General features: G+C 62.2%; 21 protein-coding genes and 1 tRNA gene. 8 read left to right on the top strand and 14 right to left on the bottom strand.

Annotation, left to right across the window (positions count from 1 at the left end; translation table 11 throughout):
- The gene (locus FJ319_07495; protein MBM3934130.1) at window positions 1–1,425 is read left to right on the top strand and encodes an iron-sulfur cluster-binding protein; all 1,425 of its coding nucleotides are present in this window, start codon (window positions 1–3) and stop codon (window positions 1,423–1,425) included.
- A gap of 1 nt (window position 1,426) precedes the next feature.
- Here the strand turns inward: FJ319_07495 and FJ319_07490 are convergent, their stop codons facing one another.
- From FJ319_07490 to FJ319_07470, 5 genes are all read right to left on the bottom strand, one after another.
- Window positions 1,427–2,608 carry an ABC transporter substrate-binding protein gene (locus FJ319_07490; protein ID MBM3934129.1) on the bottom strand — a complete coding sequence of 394 codons (1,182 nt, stop codon included), beginning with the start codon at window positions 2,606–2,608 and terminating at the stop codon, window positions 1,427–1,429.
- A gap of 63 nt (window positions 2,609–2,671) precedes the next feature.
- Window positions 2,672–3,280 carry a hypothetical protein gene (locus FJ319_07485; protein ID MBM3934128.1) on the bottom strand — a complete coding sequence of 203 codons (609 nt, stop codon included), beginning with the start codon at window positions 3,278–3,280 and terminating at the stop codon, window positions 2,672–2,674.
- Window positions 3,261–4,193: a thioredoxin family protein gene (locus tag FJ319_07480; protein MBM3934127.1), complete on the bottom strand. Its 933-nt coding sequence runs from the start codon at window positions 4,191–4,193 to the stop codon at window positions 3,261–3,263. The genes FJ319_07485 and FJ319_07480 overlap by 20 nt, the downstream gene beginning before the upstream one ends.
- Before the next feature lie 344 nt (window positions 4,194–4,537).
- Window positions 4,538–4,738 (bottom strand): hypothetical protein, encoded by a 201-nt coding sequence (locus FJ319_07475; GenBank protein MBM3934126.1) that lies wholly within the window; start codon window positions 4,736–4,738, stop codon window positions 4,538–4,540.
- A gap of 155 nt (window positions 4,739–4,893) precedes the next feature.
- A tRNA-Met gene (locus FJ319_07470) sits at window positions 4,894–4,968 on the bottom strand.
- 167 nt (window positions 4,969–5,135) lie between these two features.
- Between FJ319_07470 and FJ319_07465 the strand changes: the two genes are divergently transcribed.
- The 3 genes from FJ319_07465 (at window position 5,136) to FJ319_07455 (ending at window position 7,107) form a co-directional block, all read left to right on the top strand.
- Window positions 5,136–6,320 (top strand): pyridoxal phosphate-dependent aminotransferase, encoded by a 1,185-nt coding sequence (locus tag FJ319_07465; GenBank protein MBM3934125.1) that lies wholly within the window; start codon window positions 5,136–5,138, stop codon window positions 6,318–6,320.
- 95 nt (window positions 6,321–6,415) lie between these two features.
- Window positions 6,416–6,700, top strand: a complete 285-nt coding sequence (locus FJ319_07460; protein MBM3934124.1) for an AbrB/MazE/SpoVT family DNA-binding domain-containing protein — start codon at window positions 6,416–6,418, stop codon at window positions 6,698–6,700.
- Window positions 6,676–7,107, top strand: a complete 432-nt coding sequence (locus FJ319_07455; protein MBM3934123.1) for a type II toxin-antitoxin system VapC family toxin — start codon at window positions 6,676–6,678, stop codon at window positions 7,105–7,107. Before FJ319_07460 ends, FJ319_07455 begins: the two co-directional genes overlap by 25 nt.
- Here FJ319_07455 and FJ319_07450 read toward each other — a convergent pair.
- On the bottom strand, window positions 7,104–8,234 hold the full coding sequence (locus FJ319_07450) for a pyridoxal-phosphate dependent enzyme (protein ID MBM3934122.1): 1,131 nt from the start codon (window positions 8,232–8,234) through the stop codon (window positions 7,104–7,106). The genes FJ319_07455 and FJ319_07450 overlap by 4 nt on opposite strands.
- Window positions 8,235–8,449: 215 nt before the next feature.
- Here FJ319_07450 and FJ319_07445 point away from each other — a divergent pair, with 215 nt between their 5' ends.
- A complete protein-coding gene (locus FJ319_07445; GenBank protein MBM3934121.1) occupies window positions 8,450–9,478 on the top strand; it encodes a YihY/virulence factor BrkB family protein in 1,029 nt (342 codons plus the stop codon).
- Entirely contained in the window at window positions 9,387–9,836 is a 450-nt protein-coding gene (locus FJ319_07440; GenBank protein MBM3934120.1) for a hypothetical protein, read from the top strand. The genes FJ319_07445 and FJ319_07440 overlap by 92 nt, the downstream gene beginning before the upstream one ends.
- 108 nt (window positions 9,837–9,944) lie before the next feature.
- Here the strand turns inward: FJ319_07440 and FJ319_07435 are convergent, their stop codons facing one another.
- Window positions 9,945–11,000, bottom strand: coding sequence for a 6-bladed beta-propeller (locus tag FJ319_07435; protein ID MBM3934119.1), 1,056 nt, complete (start codon window positions 10,998–11,000; stop codon window positions 9,945–9,947).
- A 128-nt stretch (window positions 11,001–11,128) separates the two neighbouring features.
- On the bottom strand, window positions 11,129–12,520 hold the full coding sequence (locus tag FJ319_07430; GenBank protein ID MBM3934118.1) for a DUF1800 domain-containing protein: 1,392 nt from the start codon (window positions 12,518–12,520) through the stop codon (window positions 11,129–11,131).
- A gap of 6 nt (window positions 12,521–12,526) precedes the next feature.
- On the opposite strand from FJ319_07430, the gene FJ319_07425 reads away from it, so the two are divergent.
- Together FJ319_07425 and FJ319_07420 are read left to right on the top strand one after the other, a co-directional pair.
- Window positions 12,527–13,876: a Gfo/Idh/MocA family oxidoreductase gene (locus tag FJ319_07425; protein ID MBM3934117.1), complete on the top strand. Its 1,350-nt coding sequence runs from the start codon at window positions 12,527–12,529 to the stop codon at window positions 13,874–13,876.
- Window positions 13,845–14,228, top strand: coding sequence for a hypothetical protein (locus FJ319_07420; GenBank protein MBM3934116.1), 384 nt, complete (start codon window positions 13,845–13,847; stop codon window positions 14,226–14,228). Before FJ319_07425 ends, FJ319_07420 begins: the two co-directional genes overlap by 32 nt.
- On the opposite strand, the gene FJ319_07415 is transcribed toward FJ319_07420, so the two are convergent.
- The 6 genes from FJ319_07415 to FJ319_07390 all read right to left on the bottom strand — a co-directional run bounded on the left by FJ319_07415 (window position 14,141) and on the right by FJ319_07390 (window position 18,657).
- The gene (locus tag FJ319_07415; GenBank protein MBM3934115.1) at window positions 14,141–14,830 is read right to left on the bottom strand and encodes a hypothetical protein; all 690 of its coding nucleotides are present in this window, start codon (window positions 14,828–14,830) and stop codon (window positions 14,141–14,143) included. The two genes, FJ319_07420 and FJ319_07415, sit on opposite strands and share 88 nt — an antisense overlap.
- Window positions 14,802–15,104 carry a type II toxin-antitoxin system RelE/ParE family toxin gene (locus FJ319_07410; protein ID MBM3934114.1) on the bottom strand — a complete coding sequence of 101 codons (303 nt, stop codon included), beginning with the start codon at window positions 15,102–15,104 and terminating at the stop codon, window positions 14,802–14,804. Before FJ319_07410 ends, FJ319_07415 begins: the two co-directional genes overlap by 29 nt.
- 2 nt (window positions 15,105–15,106) lie before the next feature.
- Window positions 15,107–15,361 (bottom strand): type II toxin-antitoxin system ParD family antitoxin, encoded by a 255-nt coding sequence (locus FJ319_07405; GenBank protein ID MBM3934113.1) that lies wholly within the window; start codon window positions 15,359–15,361, stop codon window positions 15,107–15,109.
- A gap of 78 nt (window positions 15,362–15,439) precedes the next feature.
- Complete coding sequence (locus FJ319_07400) at window positions 15,440–15,850, bottom strand: hypothetical protein (GenBank protein MBM3934112.1); 411 nt, start codon at window positions 15,848–15,850, stop codon at window positions 15,440–15,442.
- A 6-nt stretch (window positions 15,851–15,856) separates the two neighbouring features.
- Window positions 15,857–16,411 (bottom strand): aldo/keto reductase, encoded by a 555-nt coding sequence (locus FJ319_07395; GenBank protein MBM3934111.1) that lies wholly within the window; start codon window positions 16,409–16,411, stop codon window positions 15,857–15,859.
- Window positions 16,412–16,536: 125 nt separating this feature from the next.
- Window positions 16,537–18,657, bottom strand: a complete 2,121-nt coding sequence (locus FJ319_07390; protein ID MBM3934110.1) for a hypothetical protein — start codon at window positions 18,655–18,657, stop codon at window positions 16,537–16,539.
- Window positions 18,658–18,804: the final 147 nt, after the last annotated feature.

Genomic DNA, 18,804 nt, shown 5'->3' with positions numbered 1-18,804 from the left:
ATGGAACCGCGCACCAGAGAGTTCATTTCGCTCGCCTCCGCCACAATCGCCGACCCGCAGCGACAGAAGAGCCTGCAGGGCCTGTACGGGGGCTTCCACCAGGCGCGGATAAACGCCGCGGCCGCCACGCAAGGGTGGGAGGATCTGCGGGACCGCGGCCGGGCTATCAAGGCCCACGTGGTGGAGAACCTGGACCACTACCTGGAGATGGCGGCGCGCAACGTGGAGAATGCAAGCGGCAAGGTCTTCTTCGCGAAGGACGCCGCGTCGGCCAGCGACTATGTGCTTGGATTGGCGCGGGCGAGGGGCGTCAGGACCGTGATCAAGGGCAAGTCCATGATCTCCGAGGAGATGGGACTCAACCACCATCTCGAAGCGAGCGGCATCGAGGCCGTTGAGACTGACCTCGGGGAGTACCTCATCCAGCTCGCCGGGCAGACGCCCTACCATATCATCGCACCGGCCATACACATGTCGCGCCAGGAAGTCTCCGACATCCTCCACGAAAAGACCGGCGCTCCCCGCCACGACAGCATAGAAGAAATCGCGGGCGTGGCGCGCAGGCAGCTCAGGGAGAAGTTCATCGCCGCGGACATGGGAATCACGGGCGCGAACTTCGTTGTGGCGGAGACCGGCACTCTCGTCCTTGTCACCAACGAGGGCAACGGTCGAATGTCCACATCAATGCCGCCGGTGCACGTGGCTATCATGGGCATGGAGAAGATCGTCCCCTCGATGGAGGACCTTGGCGTCATGCTTCGCCTGCTCATTCGCTCCGCCACCGGCCAGCGCCTGTCCAGCTACGTTACCACCGTGACCGGGCCGCGAAGGGCTGATGACGAGGACGGCCCGGAGGAGTTCCACCTGGTGATCGTGGACAACGGACGCTCGAAGCTGCTTGCGGACCCTCAAATGCGTGAGGCGCTCTATTGCCTTCGGTGCGGCGCATGCCTGAACGCCTGCCCCGTATACCGCAAGGTGGGCGGCCACGCCTACGGCTGGGTGTACTCGGGACCCATCGGCGCAATCGTCTCCCCGGTGCTCACAGACGTTGCGGAGGCAAAGCACCTGCCCTTCGCGTCCAGCCTTTGCGGGGCGTGTAGGGAAGTGTGCCCGGTGAGAATCAACATCCCAAGGATGCTCCTCCACCTGCGCCACGAGATTGCCGAGGGTGGGACGCACGTGAGCAAGCCGGCGGCGCCAGTGATAGAGAGGGTGATGATGCGCGGGTACCGCGCTACGGTGTCGCGCCCGTCCGCCATGCGGCTGGCCGGCGGAGTGGGGCGGCTGGCGCAGTCGCCGCTCGCCCGGAACGGCCGCATCCGGCGGCTGCCGCCTCCGCTCTCCGGGTGGACGCGCTACCGCACGTTCCCCACGCTGGCCTCGCGCACGTTCAGGGCGCGCTGGAAGCGGGGTATACGCTAGCTCACTGGTACGGAACGAAGCGGCCGCCGCGTACGATCTGGACCACCGCTGGGTGTTGCGCGTCGCGCGACGGCGCAAACCGGAAGTCGCCGAGAACCGTCTCCAGGCTCACTCCCTGCAAGGTCTCCCGAAGCTCGCTCCGCCCTTCCTCAGGCCCTATGCGGGAGATTGCCTTCCCCAGGATGTACAGCCCCGCGTACGCCTGCGCCGCAAACTGGTCCGGGTCTTGGCCGTACCTCGTCCGGTAGGCCTCTACGAACTTCCTGCTCAAGTCGCTGGGCGCCTCCACGTTCCACGCCGCCCCGACCATCAGGCCGTCGGCCGCCTCACCGGCCGCCGAGAGCACAGACGGCGAGTTGAAGCCGTTTCCGCCGATGAATGGAGCGGTGATTCCCAGCGCGCGCGCCTGCTGGAGGATGACCGAGGCGTCCCTGGCCAGCGACGAAGCGACGATGGCGTCCGGGTGGGACGCGCCGATCTCACGGAGCAGGTCCGCAAAGTCCGTTCTGCCCGGCGCATAGGACTGCTCAGCTGCAATCGAGATGCCGTTGGCGGCCAGGGCGTCCTTGAAGGCGTGGTATCCGGATAGGGTGAATGTCTCTCCGTCGCCGTAGATGATCGCGACCCGCTGCAGCCCCAGCTTCGATTTGGCGACAGCCACCGTCTGCGGAATAACCTGCGCTTCGGAAAGAGAATTACGAAAGACGTAGTCGCCTATTTCGACCACACCCGTCGCGGTGTTCGAAACGGCAAGCACGGGCACGCCGGCGGCCTGAGCCACGGGGTCGGCGACTACCGCGCTCGCAGAGAGGGTGGGGCCGACGATCGCGAGAAGGCGTTCTCTGGCTACCATCTCCTCGTAAATCGCCTTCGCCTTCTGAGGGTCGCCCTCGTCGTCGCGGATGTCGAGGATGAAGTGTGGATATCCCGCCAGCCCCTGGTTGATCTCGTCCATGGCGAGGGCGATGCCTTTGCGTTGCGGCTCGCCGTATATGGCGTTGCTGCCGGTCAGGGAAAGGACCACGCCCACCACGGCCTCGCGGCCGTGAAGCAGGCTGTGGTCTACAGTCGGGGCAGGCGTGGGCGATGGCGAATTGTCGCCGGAGCACCCCGCGACGAGCAGTGCGAGGGCGGTAGCAATCAGCAGGGCAGGGAGGCGGCGTAGCGCACCGGTTGCCGGCATAGTGAAGTACCTCAGGTACAGACTCTCAACTGCCGGCTATCTTGTGCACAATCTCGCCGGGAGTCAAGCCCTGCTTTGCGCTGCCGCGTGCCTTGAGGCTTCCCGCTCCCGCAGGGCCTTGCGCGAGCTCAATACAAGGTAAGTAATGCCGCCGGCGAAGCCAATGAGGATGAGCGCCAGGATGAGGCCGCCCTCCCATCCCGGGTCGATCGGCAGCTCGCCGATCTCAAGCGGCGCCGTGAACTTCTCTTCGCCTAGAGAGCCCGACTTGATCTCCACGTCAAACGTCCAGAGCCCTTCATGCTCGATCATCATGTTCGCGGCGTAGCGGCTCCGGTCCGCGGGGTCGTTGAGCGCCCGGACCTGGTACTCTGCCTTGCCCTGCGGATTGTTCGCGACGACGAGGATTTCGGCGTCTGTAACCGGGGTCACGCCGTCGCCGGCGGTGGGCAGGATGTTGAAGTGGACTATGCCAACCGTGGGCCGGTTGGGGAGCATTGTCATGGATAGGGCGTATGCGCCCTTGGTCTCGCGGAATATCTCGATGGGGTCCTCGACGGCCTGCGCGGCGGCCTGCCGGGTCGTCAGCACCAGGACAGCGACCAGTACCGCCGCTAATGCTGTTGTCCAGAAAACCCGTTCCCGCCGTGCGCTAGTTGCCAAGTAACTCATTGAGTCCTTCCTTCATCTCACCTTTCGTCACGAATCCCTCGTACTTTGCTGCCACGAGCCCGGCCTCGTCCAGAATGAAAGTGTAGGGCTCTGACGGCAGCCCCCACTCCCTCAGAACGGGTGAAAGAACGGCCTTTTTGAGGTCGCCCTGGATTTCGTCCGGATTGTCATAGACCTCGACGTGGATGAAGTTCACGCGGCCTTTGAAGTCGTCCTTAACCTCGGAAACAATATCCACCTGAGGACCGCACGTGGCTGACGTGCAATACGCAGGGGTGGCGAAGGTCACAATTGTGGGCTTTCCGGACTCCATCGCCTCAGCGATGGTCATCTGGTACAGGTCGGCGTCGGGCGAGATAGAAGTGCTGATCTTTGTCAGGTCGCTGACGCTTCGGGCCGTCTTGTTCACGCTCGCCGGTGGCCTCTCGCCTACTGAGGGTGTGGGGCTTTCGGCCTTGACCTCGAAGCCGGCCGTGCCTTCAAGCGTGGCGTTCGACGCGTCTTTTACGGTAATGATGATTCCCCATCGCCCGGCCGCGTCGAGGTTGACTTGGGTAACGTATACTCCCGACGTTCCCGCCGGCCACGAGACGAACTCGGCGACCGCCTGCGCGCGCGCCTGGATGGGCTCCGTGTCCAGGAACACAAAAGTCGCTGACGCCTGGGGCGTGCGAATAGGGTCGCCTTGGGCGTCGATGGCGGCGAACGCGAAGCGGTTGGGTCCCACGGCGTAGTCCGTCCCGGCCGCGAATACCGTCAGGGCCTGGCCTGCCGGAGTGGTAGGGGCCGCGGCAGATGCTGTTGCAGTGGGGATCGTGGCGGTAGGCGTGGGGTCTGTGCCGCCGTTGTTGCAGGCAGTGGTCACGGCCAGGGCAATTGCGGCGAAGAGTGAGAATCGGAGGGAGATTCGCAAGGGGTTGTCGCCTTTCACGAAGCTATTCTCATTGTCACAACTTGCGCGGAATCAGTCAAATGTCCAGTGGCTCATACAGTTGGACATCCAGTCTCGGCGGGCCAATTCGATATGGCTCCCGGCGGCAACAATCTATGGGGATTTTATTGATTCCAACCACTCCATGTGGTAGGATAAGCGCGTCAGAGCCAAATTGAAGGAACCCCCTCCCGCGGAGCTTCCTCAGGTTGGCGACGACTCCTCCTTGAGTGGCCTCCGGCGATGCTGAGCGTCGGGGGCCTCTCTGTTTATTCCGGGATTCTGCCCGCTGGGGTTTCCGCCACAAAGCACAAATGGCTGGCAATTCAGCGGCGGTCGCCGCCGTTTGCCAGCCCTGGTGCATAACCCTCGCACCTGACAACGGGAAGCCTGGGGTACTTCGGAAACCCGGGATCGCTTTCGTGTCTGCCGCACAGCCAGAACACCGAGCCTTTGCCGCTGCGAATGGCGCGCGCCATCTCGCAGCTCTCGCACAGGCCGGGAGTTACTGGGCGCGGTTCACGCACCGTACCGCACAGCTATCAGGATAAGCTGCACCGATACCCACGTCTGAAGTGAGACGTTTTGCGTTTCCTGGGGTTTCACGGGCACAGGTCTATTATGGGATATTGGAACGAGAAGAATTGGAATCACAGCCGCTAAATGTGGGAAGAGATAGAAATGGTGGGCCCGGCAGGGATCGATCCTGCGACCAATCGGTTATGAGCCGACCGCTCTACCACTGAGCTACAGGCCCGGGGAGAAACTTGCGTCTGCGGAAGGCACCAAGGAATCCTATCACAAAAGGGCAAACACGACCATACATTTTCACCTGGGTTCCAAATCACTCTTCGTCGTTGACAGACCGGCGGCGGGATAGTTTAATGCCCCTCGCCTCTACCATCACTCATAGAGAGAAGCACCATGCCCGTATCCAAGAAGATTCGATCCTTTATGCAGCAGGGCTCCTGGATTCGAAAGATGTTCGAGGAAGGGATCGTGCTGAAGCAGAAGTACGGCGCTGAGAACGTCTACGACCTTTCTCTCGGCAACCCCATCATGGAGCCGCCGCCACAGTTTGCCGCCGAGCTGAAACGCATCGCGGACAGCGACATCGCGGGCCTGCACCGGTACATGCCCAACGCAGGCTACCAGGACACGCGCGCCGCCGTGGCGGCGCAGCTCTCGTGTGAGACGGGCATGCCCTTCACCGCAGAGCATATTGTGATGACAGTTGGGGCCGGCGGCGCGATCAACGTCGTCATGCGGACTCTTTTGGACCCCGGCGACGAGGTTGTAATATTCGCGCCGTACTTTGTGGAGTACATGTTCTATGCGGACAACCACGGCGCTACGTGCAAGGTAGTCCCGTGCGACGACCGGTTCCTGCCGGACATGGCCGCGCTTGAGACGGCCATCGGCCCGCGCACGCGGATCGTGCTCACCAGCTCGCCCAACAATCCGACCGGCGTCGTCTACCCCGCGGAGACGCTGGCAGCGATGGGTGCGGTGGTCAGGAGAAAAGAGAAGGAGTACGGGACTGAAATCTACCTTCTGAGCGACGAGCCGTACCGCAAGATCATCTTCGATGGGAAGACATACCCGCAGGTGTTCCCGCACCATGCCCGCTCCATCGTCGCCACCTCCCACTCCAAGGACCTGGCGCTGCCCGGGGAGCGCATCGGCTTCATCGCGGTCAATCCCGGATGCTCCGATCTAGCGGAGCTGATGGGCGGGCTCGTCTTCAGTAACCGCACGCTGGGATTTGTGAACGCGCCGGCGCTGATGCAGCACATCGTAAAGAGGCTCCAGGATGTGACCGTGGACGTTGGCCAGTACGAGAGGAAGCGCGACTTCCTTTTCAAGAGCCTCACTGAGATCGGCTACTCCATCGTCCGGCCCGGCGGGGCGTTCTACATATTCCCGAAGTCGCCCATCGCCGACGACGTTGCCTTCGTGGACGAGCTTCGCAAGCAGCGCGTGCTCGTCGTGCCAGGCCGCGGCTTCGGCATGCCCGGCTACTTCCGCATCGCCTATTGCACCGACGACCGCACCCTGCAAGGTGCGCTTCCGGGGTTCCAGACGGCGTTCCGGGCGGTCGGCAAATGAACTTCTGTTAGATAACGCAGGTAGGCTTATTTGTTTGTAACGAGCGTAAGAGTTATACTTGTTTTAGTCCGTAATACTTTTCTGAGAGAGTCACGATGGGACATAAAGTAGGACTAAAGGGCCAGGTAGTTATCCAGAAAGAACTTCGCGATAAGCTCGGGGTTGAAGCGGGGTGGGACACGGTGCAACGGGCTGTCGACAACCATCTGGAGATACACTTCGTTCCGCCGGAGCACAATCGCTCACTTGCAGGAACCCTGTCAAGGTACGTGCGGACGTCGGTACCTGACGAAGAGTCGTTTAACGACGCGGCCGACAGGGCATGGCGAGCGGCCGCGTGGGAACGGGTTGACGGATGGACGGAGGAAGTGCCGTCTTGAGCGGATTCCTCGACACGAGCGTGGTGGTGCGGTACCTGACTGGAGACCCGCCGGCGATGGCGGCTGCCGCCAGGTCGATCATTGAACTCGGAAAGGACCTTATCCTGACGGAGGCTGTTATAGCGGAAATTGCATTCGTGCTTGAGGACACTTACCGTGTCCCTCGACCGGAGACTGTCGAGAACCTCACTCAACTGCTGCTGCGGCAAAATATTCGCGTCTACGGCCGTGATAAGAAGACGGTCGTTTTTGCATTGCAGATGTGTTCCACGTCCCGGCGCGTGTCGTATGTAGACGCTCTGCTCTGGGCCGCCGCCGGCGCTAGCGAGACACCGACTGTCTACACCTTTGATCAGAGGTTCCCCGATAACAATATTCGGACCTCCGAGGCGTTGGAAGAAGGTTAGCCGGGCGCGATAGCGTCCTTCAGGCCGAAGCCTGTCACCGGCACGAGGACGGTCTCGGCAGGGCCGATGTCGCCGCGCTTGATGAGCGCTTCAAGGCCCGCAAACCCCGCGGCGGAGGTGGGCTCGCCGAATATCCCCTCGCGCTCGCAAAGCGCCTTCTGCCAGCGGAGCGTGTCCGCATCGTCGACTGCGATGATTGAGCCCTGCGACGCCTTCACCACGCTCACGACCTGCTCCTTGCGCGCCGGGGCGCCGACCGCGATGCCGCCCGCCACCGTGCCGGACACGCCGGCCGGCCGCTGCTTTCCCGTCGCCGCAGTAACGATCGGCATGACGCCTCGGGCCTGCACGCAGTGCAGTTTCGGCATCCTCGCGATGCGTCCCGCCCGCTGCAGCTCCGTAAAGCCCTTCCACGCGCCGATGATCAGCGAGCCGTTTCCAACGGGGAAGACAATGTGCGCAGGAATGCTGTCTCGCATCTGCTCGGCGGTCTCGTACGCGAACACCTTCGTGCCCTCTGCGAAGTACGGGCTTAGGACGTGCGAGGTGTAGACCATCCCGCGCTCCTTGTAGAACGCCACTGCCGCCGCCGTGGCGGCCTCGCGCGGCCCCTCGATCGAGTGCACCGTTGCGCCGTAGGCCTTTATCTGGCGGAGCTTCGCGGCCGGCGCCGTGGCCGGCGCAAAGATATGCGCCTTGATGCCCACCCTGGCTGCGTACGCGGAAACAGAAGCTCCGGCGTTACCCGACGAGTCCTCCACTACCTCCTTGACCCCCGCCTCCAACGCCATCGCCATCATGATCACGGTCCCGCGGTCCTTGAAGGAGCCGGTCGGACCCAGGTACTCGAGCTTCGCGCGAATTTCGCGCGCGCCGAGCATGCCACCCACCGCGGTGAGCTGAACCGTGGGTGTGTTGCCCTCGCCCATGGACACTGCCTGCAGCGACTCTATGCCGGAGATGGGGAGAGGCACGTGCATCCCGCGCCGCTTGTCGTAGTACGTGCTGGAGCCGTCCGGCACATACCCAACGTCCAGGGGGCCGCCGCAGCGGTCGCAGCCGACGGCGTTCATGCCCGATGCCATCTGGTTGGTGCAGCGGGTGCAAATCAGGTAGTGTTGGACCATTCGAGGGCTCTACTCCGTAATAGAATGACGCATTGGCAAAACTCACCGGCGAATCGGCGCATTGCGTGGTTGGCCCATGGCTTCGACGTGTGCTACGCTCGAAACATGGGGTTGTGGCTGCGCCCTTCCTGGGCGCGTTGATTGTATCCTGTTCCGCCCGTCTGCGGAACCGGTGGTGGCGCGGGTGTGGCAGGGGCCAGTGAGGAGTGTCCGCGATGGTCGGCGTCGTCAAAGAAAGGCTCGATAATCTCTATTCCAGCACCGGGCTAAGGCGGAGGGTCAAGGCCGTTCGGCGCAGGCTGGAGCGCAACTTTCTCGCAGTGCTGGTCTGGAGAACGATCAAGGAGATCCAGGCAGACGACGTAACGCACTTCGCGGCGGGCATCGGCTACTATGTGATGTTCTCCATCTTCCCGCTGCTGCTGGGGCTCACCGCGCTGATGTCGTTCTTCCTGGAGTCAGAAGAGGCGCAGCGCTCGTTCCTGGACTTCATCAGAGAGAACCTCCCGGGCTCCGGGGCGTTCCTGGAAGACAACCTGGAGGCTGTGCAAGGGCTTCGGGGCGCCCTGGGCATATTCGCCATCCTGGGCCTGATGTGGACGGGGAGCGCGGTTTTCGGCGCCATCAACCGGGCCATCAACCGGGCCTGGGATATTCATAAGGACAGACCATTTTACAAGGCCAAGCCCCGGCAGCTTTTCATGGCGCTGTGCATTGCGCTGCTCTTCATAGCGTCCATCGCCGCCGCCAGCTTCGTTCGGATCGCGGCCGAGCTCGCGGAGGCCAACGCGGACGTGCCGGAGTTCCTGCTCGCCGGCGGGCTGAGAATCGCCCTGCAGGTATCGTCCTTTGTGTTGACCCTTATGATCTTCCTGATGGTCTACAAGTTCCTTCCCAACACAAAGACGTATTGGAAGTACGTGTGGCCCGGGGCCATCCTTGGGGCGGTGCTTTTCGAGATCGGCAAGGCGGTTTTCCTGACATACATCCAGCAGTTCGCCAACTTCGAGAATGTCTACGGCTCGCTGGCGCCCGTCATAGCGCTCATGCTTTGGGCGTACTACAGCAGCATAATCCTGCTTGTGGGTGCGGAGCTGAACGCGGAGTTTGCGCTCATGAAAAAGGGGCTTCACAAGGGCGAGCTTGTGGTGGATGATATCGAGGAGCTGCCGTCAGTCGATTGGAAAGAGACTCCGGACGGCGCTCCCAAACCCGAAGAGGCAGTCAAAGCACATGACCGATGAGATGCAGCCGTACCTTGCCGCGATGAACAGGATGGCCGAGAGCGTTTACCGCTTTCACGAGAGGTTCGAAATCCCATCGGTGGACACGGCGGACGTGGACGGCACGCTGGAGGCGCTGCGGCAGAGGCTGGCGCTGCTGGCGGAGGAGACGGGCGAGCACGCACGCGCCCTTAACCGCGCGGACATCCCGGACGCCTGCAAAGAGGCCGCGGATATTGCCTACATCGCCCTCGGCACTCTCCTGCGCCTCGGCTCGGCCGGAACGGAGGCGGCAAACATCGTCTCCGACAAGAACAACCTTAAAACGCCTTCCACCCACGGCAAGCGCTCATCCACCGGCAAAGTCCTCTCAAAATAGCCGCCGCGCCTGTACCTCTTCTCCCTACCCTTTACCCGGCTGTTACCGTACCCCGTACCCTGTGCCTTGCTCTGAACCCCGATGAGTCCTCGAATCGGGGCCGTACCTTCAATTCGCATTCAGCGTCGGCACCTTGAACGGAGGGAGGATCTGCGACTCATCCAGAGGGTAAGCCTCTTTCTTGTATATCTGGATGCGGTAGTGCTCGTAGTCCGGCACGAACATGTACCCGCGATGGTCCACGCGGACCGAGCGCGGCCTCGTGAAGTACTTCTCCTGCTCCAGGTCCGCATCCTCCCTCATCCTCTTCTGCTTGCCCGAGCGCTGGTACATCCTGGCGACCTGGGACTTTGAGAGGGTGGCGTCTCCGTGGAATTGTTGTACGTAGCGGCCGTCCGGGGTGAAGAGCTGTACGCGGTTGTTGCCCCAGTCGGCTACGTATATATCGCCGTCGGTGTCCACATGTATGCCCGCGGGGCGCTTGATCTCGCCGTTCCCGGCGCCGGGGCGGCCGAGCTGCCACTGGAATCTGCCGTCCATATTGAAGACCTGTACGCGGTCGTTGCGCCAATCGGATACGTACACCTGGCCCAGCTCGTCTACGTATATGCCCCAGGGGGTGTCGAACTGGCCCTCGGCTGTGCCGAATCCGCCGAACTGCATGAGGAACTTGCCGTCGCGTGTGAACTTCTGGACGCGGTGGTTGCCGGCATCGACGATCCAGATGTTGTTATCCATGTCGCAGGCGATGCCGGCGGGGCTCTTCATCTGGCCGGGGGCGCTGCCGCCCTCGCCCCAGCGGCCCAGGTACTCTGGGTAGTGATCGTCTATGCGGAACAACTGGATGCGCGGGTCTGCCTGGTCCGTGCAGAAGAGGACCTCTTGCTTGAGGTCGAAGACCATCTGGCAGGGCCAGAGGAACCAGGAGTGGGGGAGAGGCGTGCCGTCCGAGCGCCACGCGAAGCTGCCGTAGTTCTTGTCCTCGATGTCTGTGACCATGATGGAGCCGGACTTGCCCTTGGAGTAGCGGCTGCCCGTCTGGAACGAGAAGACGCGGCCGTCCTTGTGGATGGCGACGTCCGCCGGGAAGTGCATGCGCATGAACTCGCCGATGGTCCTGAAGTAAGGGTAACCGGCGCGAAGCAGGGCGTATGGGCGGGACATCTGTTCCTCCGGAACGAATAGTGAATTTAGAATAGTGAATAGTGAATTAGGAGAATAGCAGATAGCGCGTTGTCAAACCGGGGCGAGCCGGCTGTTCAATTCACTATTCACTATTCCCAATTCACTATTCAGCAGAGCTGGTATTCCCTTGTTGAGACGACTAGCTGGACCATGCGGGAGACGAGGGCCTCGTTGAATTTGCGCTTTGACTCGTCTTTGAAGTCCAGGGGGCCGTCGCGCATGGCGGCGTTCAAGAGGCCTAGGCGGGTCTCGCCGCGGATGGGCGCGGGGCCGACATACTCGATGCAGCGCGAAACGAAGTCGTCCGGCTGGACTGGGCTTTCTGCCTCCAGTCGCGCGATCATCTGCTGGATGCCGGGCTTGGAGGCGTCCGAGACCTCGTTCACGGCGAAGTTGACGCGCATGTTCAGCGTGCCGCCGTCGATCCAGCCGGTGCCGTTGGGCCATCCCTCGACGGTGAGCGGGTTCAGAAGACTCTGGCCCATGTGGCCGGCCTGGCCGAAGTAGTCCGCGAAGTCGGGGTCCGGCCCGCGGTAGGTGCCGACGAGCTTCAGGACGCCGGTGACGAGCTCGACCGGGCTCTTGACGCGCTTGAACTCCGCCTGCTTGAACCACTCCGAGTTGAAGATCGTCCTCAGGACGGCCTTGATATCCCCGTTCGTCTCGGCGAAGACCTCGGCGAGCTGCTCGATGGCCCGGACGTTCTTCGGGGGAATCTCGTTCCAGGCGGAGACGGGCGGCTCGTCCTCCACGAAGAAGCTGTACAGGTGGCGGGCCAGGAACCGCGATGTGGCGGGCTGGCGGCAGACGATATCGATGATGTCCTCGCCGTTGAAGCGGCCGGTCTCGCCGAGGAACGTCTTGACGCCGTAGTTGTGCTCCTCGTCGCGGTAGACGAAGCGGGACGGGTAGCCGCCGTAGCGGCTGCCCGCGCCGGGGATAGGCGTCGCGAGAGTCCAGCCGGTGAACGCCTGCGCGGCGGCCTTGACGTCCTGCTCTGTGTAGTTGCCGACGCCCATTGAGAAGAGCTCCAGGAGCTCTCTGCCGTAGTTCTCGTTCGGCTCTTCCTTGAGGTTCTCGTTATTGTCCAGCCAGAATATCATCGCAGGGTCCTTCGAGAGCTCGGTCAGCAGCGTCCGGAAGTCGGACAGCGCGACGCGGCGGAAGGTGTCTATCTGGCCGTGCGCGGACGGGGTGTGGCTGGCCTTGGAGTCGCCGGTGGCGAACAGGTGGTGCCAGAAGAGGGTCATCTTCTCGTGGAGATGGCGCGGGGAGTTGATCATGCGGTGCCACCACTGGTACGACCAGCCGAGGTTGCCGGTGCCGTAGTACCGCTCCAGGAGGTCCACCTCGATGTCCGGGAAGCGCTCCGGGTGGAGGAGGTCCTCGACGCACTGCTCGTAGCCCTTCTCCGCCATCTTTTCAAGGTCGCCGATGCGATAGCCGAAGCCTGCGCGTCGCATGAGGTGGGCGTAGAGGGCCAGTCCGGCATCCGCCATAGTTTGTTGCCTTTCATGTGCCGGATATCCCCGGAGTGCGGCGATATCCAGCGAATATCGGTACAAGATGAACAGATACCACTGCGGATTGTCCGTGTCAAGAGAGGGGCGGCCACACAGCGTGCCGTAATTGGTATAATCGCGGCGGTTAGCAATGGCGGACGGGGCGGACATTCCTGCGGGAGGCACGGATTGGTCAAGACAGCCGACGCCAGGTACCGAGTCGGGGCCATAGGGTGCGGGAGGAAGGGGACCCAGCAAGCGCGGGCTTTCGATCTTCATCCCAGGACGCAGATCGTCGCTGCGGCTGATACGGACCCGGAGAACCTGGAGCTTTTCTGCAAGAGGTTTAACGTTCCGGGTTATTCGAGCTACCGGGAGATGCTCGCGAAGGAAAAGATCGATATCGCCTCGACGATATTGCCGACGAGCGTGAACCCCGAAGTGGTCATCGGCTGCGCGGAAGTCGGCGTGAAGGCTATCCTCTGCGAGAAGCCGATGGCGTCGAGCCTGGCGCTGGCGGACCGGATGGTGGAGATGTGCAGGGACCGCGGGATTCCCCTGGCCGCGGGGGACATGTTCCGAAACCAGTCCCAGTTCTGGGAGGCCCGCCGCCTGATTGACGCCGGTGAACTGGGAGATGTCCAGATCATCAATGTATATCACCACTCGGACCAGATTTCTGGGACGGGCTGCCAGCCTCTGAGCATCATGCGAATGTTCGCCCAGGACGCCGATGTGGACTGGATTTTCGGTTGGGTAACGGGAGCGGCCGCCGAGGACTCGGAGGAGACGAAACAGGTCCTCGATGCTTTCAGCGACGACGATCAGGGCATGGCCGGAGTTGTCCGGTTCGCCAACGGAGTCGAAGGGCACATCCACTACAAGGAGGCGCCCCAGTACGAAATCGAAGTGCTATGCAGCCGAGGGGTTTTCGCCACCGACTGCCGGAGCTTCCGGCTCTGGAAGGCGAGGGGCGGAGCAAACGCGGCCAGGGTTGTTCCTGCGGACCTTGAGGAAGCGAAGGGGCTATTCTCCGACCCTGCGATGGGTCGGGACCAGTACGATAAGCATGGGTGGATGCAGCTAGGCAGCCGTGTCATGGATACCGTCCAATCGGTCGTCGACTCGGTGGACCAGGGCATTGAGCCGCGCGCCAGCGGCGACAACGGCCGCAAGGTGCTCGAGATAGCCATCGGCTTGAGAGAGTCGGAGCGGCGGGGAATGACCGCCGTGAAATTCCCCCTCCTGGACCGAAGCCTGACGTTGACGCCGAAGAAGGGGCGCATGTTCAACAAGAAAGAGGTGTACGGCAGGCAGTGGTATGCGGAGCAGATCGGTCGGGCACGGCAGTAGGGGGAGGCGCCCCTATGTCCGCTCTCCCGGCGGAGGGCTACTCTCTATCTCCGGGCCGGACGGGGTGTTCTACCACCTGCCGGACGCATCGGGCAACATCATTGGTATAATCGACGCGTCAGGCAACGTGGACTGGTACCTCAGCAAGCCGTTTGGCGAGGTAGTCGAGGAGCCGGCCAGCTCGAAGTACAACCCTTACCGGTACAAGGCGGCTTACAGGGACGTGGTGAACGGCAAGGTCCTGTACTACATGATCAACCGGTACTACGACCCTGAGATTGGCCGGTTTACGCAGACCGACCCTATCAGCGGGTTTGCGAGCTTCTCGTTTGCGGCGTCCCAGGAGAGGTAGCAGTCCGTCATGAGTGTGCCGGAGGGGCCTATGGCGGCGTGGGCTTCTTTCGCCGCCTTCAGGGTGATGTCGTAGTCGCGGTCCGAGCGCGTCTTGCCGCACTTGAACTTGATGGCGTTGTAGCCGAGGTCGCGGGCCTGGGGGTAGTTCTCGGTGTTGGCGTAGGCGCGGACTTTGTTCTTTCGCGCGCCGCCGAGGAGGTCGTAGACGGGCTTGCCGCGCGCCACGCCCAGGGCGTCCCAGAGGGCGAGGTCTACGCCGGAGAGGGCCATCATGGGTATGCCGCCGCGGCCGTAGGGCAGGGTGCCGAAGTACATCTTGTCCCAGATAGCCTTGATGTCCTCGACGGTGTCCAGCCTGGCGCCATCCACAAGCTCGCGAATGTGGCTGTTGACGATCTCGACGCCGGGGAGGCCGCCGCCGCCGTAGCCGTAGCCGGTGTGGCCGGTGTCCGTTTCAACGCGGACGAGTATCTGCCAGAAATGGTACTGCCATGGCCCTTTGGGGATGCCCCGCCACTTGGGGTAAACGGCCTTGACGCTAGTGATTTTCATCGGCCCATTGGACTCGCTTTCAGATTGAACCTTCGAAGGTGCCGGCATCTATCCAGCGCGACAGATTGAGGACTCTGATGACCTCGACGCCGTTTTGAATGGGCATATAGAAGATGGCGTAACGACCCTTGGTGGCGCTCCGAAGGTCGGGCGTAAGGTCCGGGCGGGGCCTTCCCATACCTGGGTTATCGGCAAGCAGTCGACAAAGGGCCTCCAGGGAGTCAATGAGGCCGTCCGCTGCTTCGAGACTGTCCCGGGCTATGCATGCCCAGATCTCGAGCAGGTCTTCATAGGCTTGTGCCCGCTTGCGTAATACTCCCATCGTTAACCGCGGTTCTCCGAAAGTCTCTTGAGGCCTTCTCGCTTGACAGCTTCGAAATCCAGTTCGCCGGCGTCCGGACTGCTGAGTCCCTTCTTTATCTCCCTGCGCAGCTCTGCCAGGCGGGACTCGTAGATGCGGTCGCGCTCCTGCAGGAGGCGCAAGGCTTCGCGGACTACCTCGCTGGAGGTGATGTAGCTGCCGGAGTCGACCTTATCGCGTACATATTTCTCGAGCTCGGGAGTGAGTGAGACGTTCATATTCAGACCTCCTATGCTTGAGTTTGCGCCGGATAACAGGATTTGTCAATATTAGACAAGCCCTGTCATAAATCGCCATCAGGCGTATTCGTTTATTTTGCCGAAGAGGCGGATGAGCCGCTGCTTGTACCCGGGTGGCTGGGTAGTATGCTCGAGGGCCTTCGCGTTCGCCTCGAGATGGGCTGGGTTGGATGTGCCGGTGAGGACGGTGGAGATGGCGGGATGGTCTGCGGCAAACTTGTATCCGGCGCTGACGACGGAGTCCACGTCGCCTTTCACCAGCCAGCCGAGCGGGTCCTTGTCCGGCACGCTGCCTACGGATATGTAAACCTTCGCCTTCCACTCGGCGATGAGCTTCTCCAGCTCGGCCGGCGAGGGGAGCTTCACGCGCACGGCGGCCATATTGACGATGCCGATGCCGTGCTTTACGGCCAGCGGCAGCACCTCATCGACGGCGGTCTGATTGAGGATGCCGTACTTCAGCTCGATGACATTTCATTGCGCCGGGTGCTGCTTCACGCCCATGGCGGCGGCAGTATGCGCCGGGTCTTCAGGGAAGCGCTCGCTGAACCCGGTGAGCCGGACCTTGCCCTGCTCCTTGAGGCGAAGCATCGTGGGGAGGAACCGCTCGAAGATCGTGTTGTATGTGCCCGGGTGGATGCCGTGGAACATGAGGACTTCCACATGGTCCGTCCGAAGTCGTTTCAGGCTCGTTTCAAGCGAGTCCACCATGCCCTGGGCGCCGCGCGTCATGAGTGGGTCGGCGCCTTGCCTGCCGTCGTGCTGCCACTTGGTGGCGAGCACGTAGGACGAACGTGGGACGCCCTTCAGCGCCTCGCCCAGGATGGCCTCACTCTGGCCGTAGCCCTCAGATGTGTCGAAGAAGTTGATTCCGAGATCGAGCGATTTTCGGACGAAGGCCGTTTGCTGCTCCTGCGAGAGTCCTTCCGTCTGGCCGAGCCGGCGCTCCCCGCCGGTCCCGAGCCCAAGCAGCGATACCTTTATCCCACTACGCCCCAAAGTGCGGTACTGCATTCGTGCTCCTGACATTCTCCGTTGACTGCGAGGCTATTTTGGGGTGTTCAGCGCCCAATATCAACACTTTAGCTGTAAAGCGAAGGGGACCCGGAATAACTCCGGGTCCCCTGGACTGAGCCTAATCGCCGGTCAAGTCCCTAGTCCCAGTACGCCGGGTCCAGGAAGCTGATGCTCTTGTAGCGCTTGGAGCGATTGCCGGTGTGGTTCATGTTGTCGATGCCGTTCTCGAAGTAGTAGACGCCGAGGATGCCGCCGGACTCGGTGGTGACGTGGTTCTTGGGCACGTTGCGCAGGTTGTTGCGCTTCATCTGTATGCCGCGGTCTATGCCGGCATAAGCGATTGTGCCGATGTTGAACTTCTCTAGCGCGGCGATCTGGTGGAAATCCTTGCCGATGTCGATGCGCTGGGGCGACAGGCGGGCGTACTTCTTGCCGTCGTTCCAGATGTCCTGCATCTTCTTCAGGCTGCCGTTGATGTCCGGGGCGTAAGTGGACGCCGGAGCGATCCTGTTCTTGGCGTCCGCGTACTTCGCATCGCCGCCGGTGGGGGCAAGGCCCTCCTTACCGAAGGTCTGGAAGTATTTGCCCGCGTCCGGGCTGATCGGGTTCGGGTACGTCAGAGGCGCCTGCCGGTTCCAGTACACCGACCACGGGTTCATCTCGTAGAGAGAGGTGTGCAGGTTGAAATACTGAGTCGGGTTGGACTGCGCAGCCTGCGCGCCGACCGTGGAGCCGTCTTTGATATCGAGCTTGATGCCTATGGCGGCCCAGTACTTCTGGGCCAGCTCGACGTAGGGCCAGTGGATGCCGCTGCCGCTGGCCTCGAGGTACATGGTCAGGGGGCCAGTCCCTTCTCTCTTGTCCAGGAAGCCGTCTCCGTCCTTGTCCTCGTATCCAATGCCCTTGATGAGCTGCTTGGCCCTAGCAAGGTCAAACGTGGCATCGAGCGTGCGGAACTGGTCGCCGGGATAGTAGGCCGTGTCCGGATGGGGGACCCAGTTCTGAGGTGTGCCGATGCCGCCTGCAGCCGTGTCGTTGGTCCCCTCCCTGTCCCATGCCAGCGACAGGGCAATGCGGAACTCCTTCGTCCTCAGCAGCTTGCCTAGCTCGGCATTGATCGTGTGCTCCTGGTTGATGGCGATGTTTGCGTCTCCGCCGCCGGGGGACCGGAAGATGTAGACGCTGTAGTCGCCCTTCTCCATGTTGGCAAGGTAAAGGGGCAGCTCGGATAGAATCATGTCCTGGCCAAGATAGTCGTTCTCGCCGTTCATGGCGCGGAAGATGGCCGCGTCGCGGTTGCCGAGCGCGTAGTTGACCTGGCCGTCGATGTAGGGCAACTGGTTGCCTTCAGGGTCGACGCCCCAGAAGAAGTGGTTGCGCTCTGCACGGCGCTCGTTAGTCGCGATGAAAGTTGTAACGAGCTCACCGACGGTCGGGTGATACAGGTCGCCTTTGAATATATAGTTGGGGTCGGCAACGTTGGGGATTGTGCCCGTGGGAATGCCGAATGCCTGGCCGCGGATGTTACGCACGGCGGTGAACATCCTGATCCAGTCCGGCTGCTTCCACTTCTCAAGCAAAGCGGGTATCTCCGCCGCGTTGTACTTCGGGTGGTAGCGCTTCAGGATATGGGCAGGTGCGTAAGCGCAGCTCGGGCACCCTCGATGCATCGTCCAGGACCAGCCGAAGCGGGTCTCCTCGAAGCTGAAGTAGGGATCGTCCCAAGCGAGCGTGAAGGTGTTTGCGTCCACAACAGTAAACTTGGGGTCCTTGCCGGTAAGTGGCGAGCGGAGGTCGTCCGGCGTTGTGGGGACGAGCTCCTTGTTGAACTGCAGGTCTTCCAGTGCGAACCTGATGTTCTCCATTGTGAAGGGATAGCCGTCCGACCAGCGGACGCCCCGGCGGATCTTGAAGGTGTGGACGCGACCGTCCGGGCTAATCTCAAAGCTCTTGAAGAGACGGGGCTCTGTGACGCCGTCGGGCTTGGCGTTCATGCCGCTGATAGTCGTCATGTGGTCGAGCGGCTTCAAGCTGCCCAGGGTCATGCGCATGGTGCCGCCGTATACGCCTATCTCGTCTGTCGGCGGGATGATGTAAATATCCTCCGGAACCGGCAGGCGCTGCTCAAGGGGAGGCAGTTTGCCGGCTTTGACGAGCGCGGCGGACATTGGCGATTCCTTGAAGCTTGTCGGCCTTGGGCCGGAGTAGTCGTAGTTAGGATAGCTTCCGGGAGCGGTCTTCTTTGCAACGTATTTCACGGGCGCTGGAGCAGCAGGGGCAGTCTGGCCGGTAGAGGAGCCTGGGCGTTGGGTTGTTTTGCCGGTTGTCCCGCCTGTGGGGGCGGGCGCCTCCGGGGCTGCGGGCTGTGCCGCCGGCCGTGCCGCGGCAGCGGCCGCGGGCGCCTG

Source organism: SAR202 cluster bacterium, assembly GCA_016872355.1.
Lineage (GTDB): Bacteria > Chloroflexota > Dehalococcoidia > Lucifugimonadales > VGZY01 > VGZY01.
This window is presented reverse-complemented; position numbering and strand designations above follow the sequence as displayed.

Coding starts and splice junctions, on each gene's coding strand:
- FJ319_07440 (MBM3934120.1), top strand. CDS start 9,387: ATGATATCGAGGAGCTGCCGTCAGTCGATTGGAAAGAGACTCCGGACG.
- FJ319_07415 (MBM3934115.1), bottom strand. CDS start 14,830: ATGCCGGCACCTTCGAAGGTTCAATCTGAAAGCGAGTCCAATGGGCCG.
- FJ319_07430 (MBM3934118.1), bottom strand. CDS start 12,520: ATGGCGGATGCCGGACTGGCCCTCTACGCCCACCTCATGCGACGCGCA.
- FJ319_07485 (MBM3934128.1), bottom strand. CDS start 3,280: ATGAGTTACTTGGCAACTAGCGCACGGCGGGAACGGGTTTTCTGGACA.
- FJ319_07455 (MBM3934123.1), top strand. CDS start 6,676: ATGGACGGAGGAAGTGCCGTCTTGAGCGGATTCCTCGACACGAGCGTG.
- FJ319_07490 (MBM3934129.1), bottom strand. CDS start 2,608: ATGCCGGCAACCGGTGCGCTACGCCGCCTCCCTGCCCTGCTGATTGCT.
- FJ319_07445 (MBM3934121.1), top strand. CDS start 8,450: ATGGTCGGCGTCGTCAAAGAAAGGCTCGATAATCTCTATTCCAGCACC.
- FJ319_07460 (MBM3934124.1), top strand. CDS start 6,416: ATGGGACATAAAGTAGGACTAAAGGGCCAGGTAGTTATCCAGAAAGAA.
- FJ319_07465 (MBM3934125.1), top strand. CDS start 5,136: ATGCCCGTATCCAAGAAGATTCGATCCTTTATGCAGCAGGGCTCCTGG.
- FJ319_07420 (MBM3934116.1), top strand. CDS start 13,845: ATGCGGAGCAGATCGGTCGGGCACGGCAGTAGGGGGAGGCGCCCCTAT.
- FJ319_07410 (MBM3934114.1), bottom strand. CDS start 15,104: ATGGGAGTATTACGCAAGCGGGCACAAGCCTATGAAGACCTGCTCGAG.
- FJ319_07405 (MBM3934113.1), bottom strand. CDS start 15,361: ATGAACGTCTCACTCACTCCCGAGCTCGAGAAATATGTACGCGATAAG.
- FJ319_07395 (MBM3934111.1), bottom strand. CDS start 16,411: ATGTCAGGAGCACGAATGCAGTACCGCACTTTGGGGCGTAGTGGGATA.
- FJ319_07450 (MBM3934122.1), bottom strand. CDS start 8,234: ATGGTCCAACACTACCTGATTTGCACCCGCTGCACCAACCAGATGGCA.
- FJ319_07495 (MBM3934130.1), top strand. CDS start 1: ATGGAACCGCGCACCAGAGAGTTCATTTCGCTCGCCTCCGCCACAATC.
- FJ319_07435 (MBM3934119.1), bottom strand. CDS start 11,000: ATGTCCCGCCCATACGCCCTGCTTCGCGCCGGTTACCCTTACTTCAGG.